Origin of the sequence: Klebsiella sp. WOUb02, assembly GCF_050058015.1 — a bacterium.
Taxonomy (GTDB): domain Bacteria; phylum Pseudomonadota; class Gammaproteobacteria; order Enterobacterales; family Enterobacteriaceae; genus Klebsiella.
Genome location: NZ_CP170111.1, coordinates 373,621 through 386,409 on the forward strand (window position 1 = coordinate 373,621; position 12,789 = coordinate 386,409).

A 12,789-nucleotide genomic window follows, 5' to 3' on the forward strand; every position below is an offset into this window, starting at 1 on the left:
GTCAATGCGGCGCAATTGCGACAATTCGCCGCATAGGATTCTCGATTAAAACATATATTTTTCAGTAAGTTGATATAATCGCGTCTGGTATAGCATTTGCAACGGGAAGGTATCGCCCAACCATGAAGGTACGACCATGACTTCCTGCTCTTCTCTCCCTGGCGGCAAAGCCTGTCACTCCGCGGACAATAGCGCTTTAACCCCGCTTGTTGCCGATAAGGCCGCCGCACACCCCTGCTATTCACGTAATGGGCATCATCGTTTTGCGCGGATGCATCTGCCGGTCGCGCCCGCCTGCAATTTGCAGTGCAACTACTGTAATCGCAAATTCGATTGCAGTAATGAATCGCGACCCGGAGTATCGTCAACGCTGCTGACGCCTGAACAAGCGGTACTCAAGGTGCGTCAGGTCGCGCAGGCTATCCCGCAGCTTTCGGTGGTGGGTATCGCCGGCCCGGGTGACCCGCTGGCCAATATCACCCGTACCTTTCGTACGCTTGAGCTGATACGAGAACAGCTTCCGGACCTGAAATTATGCCTCTCGACGAATGGTCTGATGCTGCCCGACGCGGTCGATCGCCTGCTGGAGGTCGGCGTTGACCATGTGACGGTCACCATTAATACGCTGGATGCGGATATTGCCGCGCAAATCTACGCCTGGCTCTGGCTGGAAGGCGAACGCTACAGCGGACGTGAAGCCGGAGAAATTCTTATCGCGCGTCAACTTGAGGGCGTACGCAGGCTGACCGCCAGCGGCGTACTGGTGAAGATAAATTCGGTACTGATCCCCGGTATTAACGATAGCGGTATGGCCGACGTCAGCCGTCAGTCTGCAGGCCAGCGGCGCTTTTATCCACAATATTATGCCGCTGATCGCCAGGCCGGAACACGGCACCGTGTTTGGCCTCAACGGCCAGCCGGAGCCGGACGCCGATATGCTCAACGCGATCCGCAGCCGGTGCGGGGAAGTGATGCCGCAGATGACCCACTGCCATCAGTGTCGTGCCGATGCCATTGGGATGCTGGGCGAAGACCGCAGCCAGCAGTTTACCCAACTTCCGGCCCCGGCGAGCCTCCCTGCCTGGCTGCCGATCCTCCATCAGCGCGCGCAGCTTCATGCCAGCATTGCTACCCGGGGTGAATCCGAAGCCGATGATGCGTGCCTGGTCGCCGTGGCATCAAGTCGCGGAGATGTGATTGACTGCCACTTTGGTCACGCCGACCGGTTCTATATTTACAGCCTGTCGGCCGCCGGAATGGTGCTGGTCAACGAACGGTTTACGCCCAAATATTGCCAGGGGCGCGATGATTGCGAGCCGCAGGATAACGACGCCAGGTTTACGGCGATCCTCGAACTGCTGGCAGACGTTAAAGCCGTATTCTGCGTGCGTATCGGCCATACGCCATGGCAGAAGCTGGAGCTGCAGGGTATTGAGCCGTGCGTTGACGGCGCGTGGCGGCCGGTATCTGAAGTGTTGCCTGATTGGTGGCAGCAGCGCCGGGGGAACTGGCCCGCTGCGCTGGAGCATCAAGGGGTCGCCTGATGCCGCCGCTCTACTGGTTAAAGCGCTTATGGCTGCTGTATCACGCGGGGAAAGGAAGTTTTCCTCTGCGGATGGGGCTGAGTCCGCGCGACTGGCAGGCACTGCGGCGGCGTTTGGGCGAAGTTGAGACGCCGCTGAATCATGCGGCGTTAACCCGCTTTCGCCTGATGGCGGAGCTGAACGCCACCCGTGAAGAGGAGCGCCAGCAGCTAGGATTATGGCTAATGAGCTGGATGCAGCAGGAAGCCGGACCGATGGCGCATATTATCGCCGAGGCCTCGCTGGCGTTTAATCACCTCTGGCAGGATCTTGGCCTTGAATCGCGGGCAGAATTGCGGCTGTTGATGAGCGACTGCTTCCCGCAGCTGGTGGTGATGAACGAGCACAATATGCGCTGGAAGAAATTCTTTTATCGCCAGCGCTGCCTGCTACAACAAGGGGAAATTGTCTGCCGCTCGCCGAGCTGCGACGAGTGCCGGGAGCGCAGTACCTGTTTTGAGTAATCGCATCCGTCGGGATCGGAAACGCACGGAATGTGTCATCGTCGGGTCAGAACTTGCGCACCTCGATATTCAGTTTTTGCAAGGCATAGTAGAGCTGGCGCGGTGTGATATTTAACAACCGCGCCGCTTTGGCTTTGACCCATCCGCTTTTCTCAAGCGCCGTAATAAACCGATGGCGAATCGGGTCATCCACATCGCTACCGCTTACCGATACCACCGCCGGAGCCTGAATATTCGACGACGCGCGACAGGGATCCCAGTCGTTAACCGATTCAGGCAGAGAGCTATCTTTTCGTTTTTTACGGTAGTGCTCAACGCGCAAATTGAGCTGTTTGCGCAGACAGGTGCCCTGAATACAGGGGAGTTGGGCGATAGCATCGCTCTGACGGTGCAGCACCGCATATTCGAGACAGTTTTCCAGGTCGCGCTGATTTCCCGGCCACTGGCAGACGTACAGAGGTGATAGCGCCTGCGGCGTGAACGAAACCTGAGTATGGTTACATCGATTAAAACGGTGCAAAAAATCCGCCACCAACCCGGGAAGATCCTCCATTCTGTCCCGCAGCGGCGGCAGTGGAATGCACGCCACGTGCAAACGATAGTAAAGCTCCCGCAGAAAGGCCCCCTGCGCGACGCGTTCTTCCAGACTCAACTCGCTGGCGCATATCAATCGGGTATCAGCGCGTTGCTCGCGGTTATCCACCGGAGAAAAAAAAGATCGCTGCTGAAGGAGCAGTATCAGTAATTGTTGCAGGCGTAGCGAGAAGCTGCCTATCTCGCTCAGAAATAAGGTCCCTCCCGCAGCCTGGGACAGAGCACCAGGCACGGGCACTGAACGCGTGGCATCACCGAGCAATAGATGCAATACCTCCTCTTCGTCTATATGCTCGCAGGCAAGCTTCACGAAGGCACCTTCCCGCCAGGGCGACCCGCTATGCAGGGCGCGGGCTATCGTATCTTTCCCGGTCCCCGGCTCGCCGCGCAGTAATACCGGCGTTCGCACCGGCGCGTACTGTTGCAACAGAACCATCACCTGATGCATCGCCGGCGAATGGGCGATTAACGGGCGGGATACGCCGTGTCGTGGTGCCGAACGCTCGGGCGTGTGGCGACGCGCCATGTCAGGCCTGTCCTCGAAAATGTTTGTAGTTCAGTCGGTATTTTTCCATCCTGAGCCCCAGTGCCCGACGCGTCATATTCAGGTGGCTGGCCGTACGGGAGATATTTCCCTGAAACATGCCCAGCGCCTCAATAATCAGATCGTATTCGACCCGCGCGAGACGTGCCTCCAGGCCATCCTGCTCAATAAGATGTTCAATAACCGGCTGTAGCGACAGCGGAAGATGCCAGGCGTGAATGATGCCCTCATCGGCCAGCAGCACCGCTCGCTCCATGACGTTTTCCAGCTCCCGTACGTTGCCCGGCCAGTCGTAATTAAGCATCATATTCAGCGCGGGCGTCGCGATAGTGGGAATATCAACGCCCTGCTCGCGCGCAAACCAGGCATTGAAGTGATCGGCAAGAATAAAAATATCGTTCCCGCGTTCGCGCAAAGGAGGAATGGTCACCGGGAAAACATTAAGGCGATAATAGAGATCTTCACGAAATGTCCCTTTCTCCACCATCTCGCTAAGATCACGATGGGTTGCAGCCAGAATGCGTACATTGACCTGCAGCGTGTCGTTGCTGCCTACCCGCTCAAAGCTGCGTTCCTGAATCACACGCAGCAATTTGGACTGAGCCGAGGGCGATAGTTCGCCAACTTCATCAAGAAAAATGGTGCCGCCATCCGCTTCTTCAAAGCGTCCGGCCCGCCGCGAAATTGCGCCGGTGAAGGCTCCTTTCTCGTGGCCGAAAAGCTCGCTTTCAATCACGCTCTCCGGCAGCGACGCGCAGTTAAATTTGATAAACGGACCGCCCGAACAGTGGCTATTCTGGTGTATCGCCGTTGCGACTCGCTCCTTACCAACTCCGCTTTCTCCGAGGATCAATACCGTGGTACGAGCATGACTGACTTTGTCAATCAGCTGATACACCGCCTGCATGGCACGGGAATTGCCAATAATATTGGTTGGTTTGAATTTTTCAGCATGCTGACTCAGGGCCGTATTGTGCGCCCGTAGCACTTTCTTATGCGCCCGTTCCAGCAAGTGTAACTCCACCGCCTGCGCAATAATGGCCGCGATCACCCGCAGGACTTCGAGATCCAAAAAACGCAGCTGGGCGTTGTTATACACGCGCTCAATGCCAATCGTTCCCATAACCTTTGCGCCACGGATGATGGGCACACAGATAAACGAGTGCTGCCCGTCACGCTGCTTATCCCAACTGCCGGTACGATTGAGAAACAAGGGGTCATCCGCAATATGCGGCACCACAATGGGCTGGCGAGTCTCAATGACCCGCCCGGTGATACCTTCTCCCGGCACATAGACCCCCTTTTCTACCTCTTCCGGCGACAGGCCGTAGCTTTCATGAATAAAAATTTGATCGCAGCTGGCGTCATAGAGAGTGATCATGGCGCGGATCACCTGCATATGTTTTTGCATCAGCTCCAGAACTAATTTCAGGGTGCGCGAGAGTTTACCCTCCGCGCTCACCACCTTACTGACCTCCGAAAGCAGTGGCATCAGTTCAGAACGGCATTCGCCCAAACGGCAACTAAACGATAGCGGCTCCGACAGCGGTGAAGGCACTATACCGGTCACGGTAAAACCTCTTTTCTCAAGTTGCATCGTCTTTCTCCCGATACATTGACGGCCAGACTCATGCGTGAGCGACATTAAAACGACCCGCGTTCACTGGTGCAAAATCAGCGCCATCGCTGCCAAAAACAGACATTATGTAACCTGTTGAATTAATGCCGTTTTAAAAAACGGACACCGTAAATGACAGGAGAATATGTTCCGCCCGGTACATTGTTGTTCGCTTTAGTACATTAGCGTACAGGCTCCACGATGACGCTGAGCGTACCGTCGCCATGCGGGATAATGCGCCAGGCGAAGCGCGCGGTATCCAGCTCGGAGAACCACCTTGGCAAATGGTCGCAGAGGATCTCAAGCGAGCTGAACGTCTGCTGCTGGAAGAACGGCATCAGCAGCCGCTTCGAGGTATGCGCCCCCCCGCTCTGTAGGGCGGCTAATAAATCCAGGCGAAATGCCCCGTCTTCCTCGGCAGGTACGATCGACACCGGGGGCGGAACGGTGACGGGTTCAGGTGCAGGTGGAATTTGCGCGACAATATGGTCAAGAAAATCTTCCGGCCTGCCGTGGGTTTTCCACATGGTCATCCCCATGCCGTCGAGCCATGCCAGCAGAGCACCGTGGATCTCGCTGGCGACAAAATGGCGACAGTGCGGCAGTTCAGCCAGCATCGATAGCGTACGCTGGCGGATCTGGTTAAGCGTCAGCCCGGATGGGAGGGAGAAAGGGAGCCGTTGACAGATTCGCCACAGCCCCTCCTCGCGGGTGAAAACGTTGACGACGCCGGACTCTCCCAGTGGGGCAGTCATGCCCAGTTCATCAACAAATACCGCAATTTTCATCGCCTTCTCCCGTTTAAAAGCCGTGCTGTTTGCCTTTCATCGACGAAATGTCGATGCGGATAACCTGCGTCGCCGTCAGATTCGCCGCCGGAAACGTAAAGGATTTATCGCTAAAGCCCGCCATCAATTGCTGCAGCATGGCGATTTTTTCCGCGTCATCATCGACGAAATGCACTTGCCCTAAGCCAATGACGGTCCGGTGGCGAGCTTCGTAATTACAGGCCAGCTCATCTTCCACCACCCCGCCGTACTGGGAGATAGCAAAACAGATTGCGCGGTTTTTTTTCATGATCTCAATTTTGCTACCGGCACGGGCAGAGTGAAAATAAAGCGATGTGCCATTCCAGACATAGAAAACTGGCAACAGAAACGGCACGTCATCGCAGGACAAGGCAATGTACATCACCCTTTCGCAGCTAAGGATGGCGTCGATTTCGGCCGGATCGGTGATTTCACGTTCATCCCGGCGCATTTCGCCGTGCGGGTGGCCGGGCATTAATGGCAGTGCATTCATCGCATTTTCTCCTCCATCGCTGTCTGTTCAATGCGGATCAACGCGTCCAGCTCTTCGCAAAGTGCGAGAATGCGCACTTTGTCATTTTCGTCAGGGGCGCCGTGGTGGTAATCATCGACAGAGCAGATGCCGAAAACGGTATCCAGTGACAGAATGCTCTGGCGTAGCGCGTCGTCGATCGCAATATGCTCTTCAATGCTGCGCAGCAAGCTGCGGTAGTTGTGATTGAGCGGCATATCGCCGTGCAGGGCGCACAGAGCGATGAGATAACACTCCACCGCAATGGCCGCGACGTTGAATACCAGGCTGGATGAACGAGTCTGGTTTACCAACAACCGCGCCCGGTGATGATAGCCGCTGGCGTGTTCATAGCAGCGGGTAAAACGCTGATCGTCGCTTTCAAACAGTAACGTGGGCATCGGCATCCTCCTGGGGGGGAAAAGCCGGGGCAATAAGCCCCGGTGTTGGACGTGGTGACTACCAAACGTTGAGGATCCACTCCTTATTTTTCTTGTATTCCATGTCGGTGAAGAGCGTATTAGCCATCTGTTCGGCGAGCCAGATGGCCCCCGCATAACCCACCACCGGATGACGATAGTGGCCGGCGCGGTCATAGGTGGGAAAGCCGACTCTGACCATTGGGATCTGGTTGTCGATGGCGGTAAACCGCCCTTTCGAGTGCCCGAGGATCAAATCCAGAGCCAGGGAGCCCTCGGTGATGCGTTTTTCCATTTCCCAGAGATCGGCGTTGGTGACGATCTCCATTTTATAATCCACCTGCTGCTGCAGCGCCTGGATACGCGGGTCGTTGCCATATCCGGCGTTATCATCCCCCAGCAGCAGTAACATTGGCTTCATCTCAAGGTCGAGACAAAACTCCGCGAGCCCCACGACCAGGTCCGGGTTGCCGTAAATTGCCACCTTTTTATCGGCAAGAAACATGTGCACCAGGTCAGTCAGTGCGTCAAGCGCAATGCCGCGCTCGCGGACCAGCGATGGCGGAATGGGCTTGCCGGTCAGGTTCTTGAGGTTTTGCAAAAACGTGTCAGTGTTACGAATGCCAATCGGTGTCGGGCCAATCAACGCCGGGACCTCAAAGGTCTCCTCCAGGTAACGCGCCGCTTTTGTCCCTTCATAACGGTTGAGGACAAGAGTTGCCGTCGCGTTAGCGGTATCAACCAGGTCGGCAATGGTCGTGTTGCCGTGAGAAACATGGTTGCCGGAAGGCATCAGCGGTGAGTCAAAGGCTTCGATTTCAAACAGCACCGTCGCGTCGATGTCCATCTCTGCCAGCAGATGCTTGAGCGCCGTAACATCCCCGGGATTAACCCAGCCGGTTATCAGGTTGAGCTTGCCGTTGGGTTCGCTTTTGCGGGCAAAGTATTTCACCATGTCCCGCACGGCCACGTCATATCCGCTAATCATGCTGCCGACAAAACTCGGCGTATGAATGGGGATCAGGTGCACTTCACGGCCGGCATATTTTTCCTTTAACAGGCCGTCGTTGAGCTTACGCACCACGCCGTCCACATCATCCCCGATGACCTCCGTGGAGCAGGTGGTGATAATCGGGATCACCTTGACGTGGGGGTAGCGCATCAGCAGTACATCTACCGCCTGCTCCACCCGGTCTAACGCACCAAATACCGCGCCATCTTCGTGAACCGACGAGGAGGCAATCTCGAAGCTCTCTTTCAGATGCTGGGAAATCAACAGGCGGACAAACATCACGCAGCCCTGCCCTCCGTGCACAATGCCAATACAGTCCTTAATGCCAATACTGACGTACTGCGCGCCCGCCGGCTGACAGGTAAAAATGGGATTGATCACCCCGGTGCGATCTTTCGCTTTCAGTTCACAAGACATGGTCACTTCCTCTTAATAGCGCTTATCGGTCAGCTCGGCGTTAAGTGAACCGGTAATGGTCAGATAATCCAGACGCTGATGCAGCGCATCCATCAGCTCGGCAATCGCCTCAATGGTCATCGACTGCAACCATGAAAAGCGCACGCGCCAGGCATCGGCTAGCACCATCGCATCCACCCAATAACAGCGGTCTGCGGGCGTTTCCAGCGTGACCGGCTGGCCGCAAAGCAGTTCGCGCGTTTTTCCCAACACGCCATCATTCTGCTTTTCCCGGTCCCAGCTTCGGGAGTGAAACTGCCACAGACAGTTCTTCATGATGTAATCCACCATCTGTTCGACTTTTTCATCCTGGCTCATACAGCCTCCTGTCGGTTTGGCGCATCGGCGGAATAATCCGGGTACGCCCGCTGGCGCAGCTTCGTGACGCTGTCATAACCGCCGGTGTACTCACGGATGTCCGGGTTGTTAAGCACCGTGTCGCTCAGGCCGGCGTCAGAGAGCATGCGCGCCGTGGCAAAACCCTGATTGAGCGGAATGTCATCCTGGCTGATATCCAGCTTCGCCAGTTGATGGATGGGGGAATAAATCGCGTTGTAGATATCGCGCGCGAAACGAACCCAACCTTCAAAGCCTTTGTAAGGACCGTTGTGGTAGGCGTGCGCGTTGAGGTACGGCACGCGAATTTTCTTCGCCACTTCACCCGGGCGCTTGCCGGTAAAGATGACATCCGGTTTCAGGTTGTACATGGCCTCCAGCGACTCCAGCTCATTTGGGTCGTCAATAGCGAGCGCCCCGGCTTCGCAGCGGGCAATGCCTTTTTCCATGTCACCCTGATGGCCGAATTTGGTATAGAGCGAGACCACTTCGACGCCCATCTCTTCGTGAATCACGTGCGCCCAGTGCCACAGTTTTGACCCTCCCGGCCAGAGGCAGACTTTCTTGCCTTTAAGGCGTTCTTTGTACCACTCCAGCTCCGGTTTCCAGCGGGCCACTTCTTCATCGATAATCGCCTGTGCACGATCTTCAATGCCGAAAAAGAGGCCAATTTTGCGCAGTGAATCGGACAGCGGGCCGAAACCAAAGCCATCGATATCCAGACGAGGAATGCCATAGCGCACCCGCAGTTCATTACAGATGTACTCTGCGGAACGGGCACACTCCAGCACGTTCAGATGGGCTTTGTGCATGCCGCGCAGGTCATCATACGAACCGTTACCGGTGAACGTAGAGAGCACCTGGATTCCCATCCGTTTGAAGAAATCCACCATCACTTCCTGGTCGCCCTGGATGTTGTATTCACCGACATAGTTAATGACGTAATCGCCGGTAATAACCGGTTCAACGGTGCCCACTTTCTGGTTAATCCAGGCAATGTTGATTTTATGGTGCCCACCAGACTGGCTGGGGCCAGCAAACCCCGGCGAGTTGCAGACGAAGATGTCGACCTCCGGACGTTCATCCATCACTTCCTGGGCGATGGCGGCAATATCATCACCAATTAAGGCTGAAGCGCAGGTCTGGTAAATGGTCATGCGTTTAATCGTCGGATGCGCGTCAAAGGCTTCGTTAATGTTATTTTTAAGCACTTTCTCCGCACCAAACACGATATGCTTTTCTTTCATATCGGTCGCAAACGTATATTTAAGCTGAAAGTTATCGTTATCGCTAATATAACGTTTAGTCTGCCAAGTATCATAGGTGCACCCCACCGGACCGTGACTAATGTGTATAACATCTTTCATCGGGGTGCCAATAACATGCTTGGCCCCGCAATAAGCACATCCGCGTTCAGAGATGGTACCCGGAATGGTATTTAAATACCCCAGCGGTAGTGCGGAGGTAATATCTTCATCCGGACCTTTGACAACGGCATGCTGTTTACGCTCAGGAATGCATTTACTGCACTCAAACTCATGGTAAGGCATAATACCCCCCTATCCGGGAAATTCGGCTATTGACAGAAAATTAAGGACGGCGAGAATTAATCCATCATACCGTATTTAATCACCATTTTTTCCAGCTGATCCATTGTCAAAGGACGGGGGATCACGAAATCTTCATTTTCAATTATTTTGCGACCCAGTTCGCGATATTCCTGCGCCTGATTCGCTTCCGGGTCAAATTCCGTGACGGTTTTTTTATTGAATTCCGCTTTCTGCACAATATTATCGCGCGGCACAAAATGAATCATTTTGGTGCCAATGGCCGCCGTAAATTCCTCAAGGAAATCCCGCTCTCCGTCAACGTTACGGCTGTTGCAGATGATCCCGCCCAGACGAACGCCGCTCTGCCTGGCGTACTTCACCAGCCCTTTGCAAATGTTGTTGGCGGCATAAATCGCCATCATCTCGCCAGAGGCGACAATATAAACCTCCTGCGCCTTGCCATCACGAATTGGCATTGCAAACCCACCGCAAACTACGTCTCCCAGCACGTCAAAGAAAATAAAATCGAGGTCATCGGTATAGGCTTTATTATCCTCCATCAAATCAATGGCGGTAATAACCCCACGACCCGCGCAACCAACGCCAGGCTCCGGGCCACCGGACTCAACGCAGCGAATATCAAAGCAACCGGTTTTAACTACCATTTCATTGGTTATTTTCTCTGCACCCTGGTCGCGAAGAATATCCATTAGAGTTTCTTGCGGTTTACCGCCAAGAATAAGACGAGTCGAGTCGGCTTTCGGATCGCAGCCATGAATAAAGACTTTTTTAGCGTGAAAATAGGCGAGCGCGGCAGCGGTATTTTGCGTGGTTGTCGATTTACCGATGCCCCCTTTTCCATAAATAGCGAGTTTCCGAGTCATTTTATTTCCCCTTGAAATATAAGTTCGTGTTTGCATTTGCAAAACCGGGGCCAGACCTACGCTCTTCAGCAAAGATAATCAAAAAACCACGTAACCAAATGAGTTAACTGGTTTTTATTCTTGCGAAAATGTTAGCAATGAGAACATGACGGTGATGCCATTCGACGATAACTGTTCAAACAGGAACTTTTCGTGAAAACGCAGTACGCAATGGTAGAAATAGAGGGGGTGGCGGATTCAAGTTCAAAGTGCAACGCTAAGCCGCCTTTCTTAACTCTGCAAATACCACTGAAGGCTGCCGGAATTCGAAGCATTTTCGTGGCCTGCTGTTCAGTGCTCCCTGGTACTTGCGGAGCTCGTCATCCGTCACTGCTGTCAGGTCAGTTCCTTTGGGGATAAACTGCCTCAACAGCCCATTGGTATTCTCATTTAGCCCACGTTCCCACGAAGCATAGGGGTGAGCGAAGTAGGCTGTGTCCCTTAACCTCCCTTCATACCAAAAGATTCCTACGGAATCTTTTCCGAAATGTGATTTCTGGTTGAGTATTGAGCGTTTTCGGACGTTCTTTATAGCTTAAGAGCATTTTTTGGACAGCCATGCCAATGCTGAACTGTACAAAAAATAGTTACGGGACACGGCCTAGGTATCCGTTTCCAGGGCCGCTGCGATCTCTTTGTGCTGAGTAAACTCCCCGCCATTGTCGAACGTGATGGTATGGCAGACATCTTTGTAACCGCTCAGCATCGAGATAATGGCTGTGGCCACTTCGGCTGAATCTTTCGAAAACACCTTTTTCGTCAGATAAATACGGCTTTTACGCTCGACCAGCGTCACGATGGCTCCGGTGCCTTGTTTACCCGGAACCAGATCCGCTTCCTGGTCACCCGGTCGGGTACGAGCATCAACAACGGCCGGTCTCTGTTCGATGGATACGGCGTCAGGTATCGGACTTCGCTTTTTACCATAGCCTTTGCGATAGCGGCGTTTACCCTGCCGGAGGAGCTTGTATAGTTCGCCGCCAATGGCTTTATCAGCCTGAACATGCTGGTAAATCCACTCGTGACTAACCGGTCTGCCGATGATACGGCCAACGGCGCTGATCTGTTCCGGACTCCACAGCCAGTTTAGCGCAGCCTCAACAAAGAAGACCGTATCCTCGTGCATCCTGCGTTTGCCGGCCGCTTTACGGCGGCAGGTACTGAGCTTCTGTGCCGCGGCTGGCTGGTAGCCATCTACAGAACGATTACGACGCAGTTCCCGCGAGACCGTTGATTTGCTCACGCCTGAGCGGCGGGCAATCTCTGCCTGACTCACTTTATCTTCACACAACAGGGCTATCTGGTATCGTAACCCTTCGGTTAGCTGCTGATATTTCATAGTGACTCGCTCATCTTTGGTCGGAAGAGCAGGATAGCTTATCGGCAGCTAACCGTCCCTCCATCCTCATGACCGAGCGTTGCACTTATTATCTGAATTCGCGCCTTTACGGCGACAGTATTCAGCCACAGCATGAGCAGAAAGCGGTGCGGTTTCAACAAGAACGGCGAAGCGGGCCTCGAGGGACGACTCAGAGGCCCCTTTGGCATCATTGGTCACCGACGGTGTCGAAATACCTGCCCGAGACCGCCAGTCATAGAGCGTATTGACGGGGATGCTTTCCTGTCGAGAAATCGGGTAAACCGACTGGCTATGTGGTGGCAGCATTCTGGCGATCACCGCCGCTTTACGTTCTGGCGAATAACTTCCCATAACAGCTTCTCCGGCCCCCTGGTTTTTTTAGTCAGAGGCGACAACTATCCTGACATGGGGGGGGTATTTCCCATCCGTAAAGGGTGTACAGTATTGTGCGACTGTACATAAAATAAAACCCTTATACACGGTTATATCTGGCGGCGGGTGTCCGTATACGATAATATACGGACACGATGGATTTGATTTATATCGATGATTATTAAAATTTAATATTATTTCAATTGAGTGGCTTTTGTTGTGTGGCTGTAGGTCCGGG

Annotated in this window: 11 protein-coding genes and 3 pseudogenes; 2 read left to right on the plus strand and 12 right to left on the minus strand. The window is 54.1% G+C overall.

Features of this window, described 5'->3' with window-relative positions:
- The first annotated feature begins 136 nt into the window (after window positions 1-136).
- Both nifB and ABOC21_RS29895 read left to right on the plus strand, forming a co-directional pair.
- A pseudogene (gene nifB / locus ABOC21_RS29890) lies at window positions 137-1,544 on the plus strand (nitrogenase cofactor biosynthesis protein NifB).
- Window positions 1,544-2,047, plus strand: coding sequence for a nitrogen fixation protein NifQ (locus ABOC21_RS29895; protein ID WP_426815688.1), 504 nt, complete (start codon window positions 1,544-1,546; stop codon window positions 2,045-2,047). Before nifB ends, ABOC21_RS29895 begins: the two are co-directional and overlap by 1 nt.
- Window positions 2,048-2,093: 46 nt before the next feature.
- Here the strand turns inward: ABOC21_RS29895 and ABOC21_RS29900 are convergent, their stop codons facing one another.
- The 12 genes and pseudogenes from ABOC21_RS29900 to ABOC21_RS29955 all read right to left on the minus strand — a co-directional run bounded on the left by ABOC21_RS29900 (window position 2,094) and on the right by ABOC21_RS29955 (window position 12,530).
- Window positions 2,094-3,167, minus strand: coding sequence for a sigma 54-interacting transcriptional regulator (locus ABOC21_RS29900; RefSeq protein WP_426815689.1), 1,074 nt, complete (start codon window positions 3,165-3,167; stop codon window positions 2,094-2,096).
- Between the two features lies 1 nt (window position 3,168).
- A complete protein-coding gene (locus tag ABOC21_RS29905; protein ID WP_426815690.1) occupies window positions 3,169-4,677 on the minus strand; it encodes a sigma-54 interaction domain-containing protein in 1,509 nt (502 codons plus the stop codon).
- A gap of 308 nt (window positions 4,678-4,985) precedes the next feature.
- Complete coding sequence (locus ABOC21_RS29910; RefSeq protein ID WP_426815691.1) at window positions 4,986-5,591, minus strand: Fe-only nitrogenase accessory AnfO family protein; 606 nt, start codon at window positions 5,589-5,591, stop codon at window positions 4,986-4,988.
- Between the two features lie 13 nt (window positions 5,592-5,604).
- The gene (locus ABOC21_RS29915; RefSeq protein WP_426815692.1) at window positions 5,605-6,105 is read right to left on the minus strand and encodes a pyridoxamine 5'-phosphate oxidase family protein; all 501 of its coding nucleotides are present in this window, start codon (window positions 6,103-6,105) and stop codon (window positions 5,605-5,607) included.
- Window positions 6,102-6,524 carry a hypothetical protein gene (locus tag ABOC21_RS29920; RefSeq protein WP_426815693.1) on the minus strand — a complete coding sequence of 141 codons (423 nt, stop codon included), beginning with the start codon at window positions 6,522-6,524 and terminating at the stop codon, window positions 6,102-6,104. Before ABOC21_RS29920 ends, ABOC21_RS29915 begins: the two co-directional genes overlap by 4 nt.
- Window positions 6,525-6,582: 58 nt before the next feature.
- Entirely contained in the window at window positions 6,583-7,971 is a 1,389-nt protein-coding gene (gene anfK / locus ABOC21_RS29925; RefSeq protein WP_426815694.1) for a Fe-only nitrogenase subunit beta, read from the minus strand.
- Window positions 7,972-7,983: 12 nt separating this feature from the next.
- Window positions 7,984-8,328, minus strand: a complete 345-nt coding sequence (anfG, locus tag ABOC21_RS29930) for a Fe-only nitrogenase subunit delta (RefSeq protein WP_426815695.1) — start codon at window positions 8,326-8,328, stop codon at window positions 7,984-7,986.
- A complete protein-coding gene (gene anfD, locus ABOC21_RS29935) occupies window positions 8,325-9,896 on the minus strand; it encodes a nitrogenase iron-iron protein, alpha chain (RefSeq protein ID WP_426815696.1) in 1,572 nt (523 codons plus the stop codon). The genes anfG and anfD overlap by 4 nt, the downstream gene beginning before the upstream one ends.
- Before the next feature lie 56 nt (window positions 9,897-9,952).
- Window positions 9,953-10,780: a nitrogenase iron protein gene (gene nifH / locus ABOC21_RS29940; RefSeq protein ID WP_426815871.1), complete on the minus strand. Its 828-nt coding sequence runs from the start codon at window positions 10,778-10,780 to the stop codon at window positions 9,953-9,955.
- A gap of 256 nt (window positions 10,781-11,036) precedes the next feature.
- Window positions 11,037-11,252, minus strand: a pseudogene (locus tag ABOC21_RS29945) (IS30 family transposase); the annotation flags it as partial.
- A 174-nt stretch (window positions 11,253-11,426) separates the two neighbouring features.
- Window positions 11,427-12,158 (minus strand): annotated as a pseudogene (locus tag ABOC21_RS29950) (IS30 family transposase); the annotation flags it as partial.
- A 66-nt stretch (window positions 12,159-12,224) separates the two neighbouring features.
- A complete protein-coding gene (locus ABOC21_RS29955; protein ID WP_426815697.1) occupies window positions 12,225-12,530 on the minus strand; it encodes a hypothetical protein in 306 nt (101 codons plus the stop codon).
- Window positions 12,531-12,789: the final 259 nt, after the last annotated feature.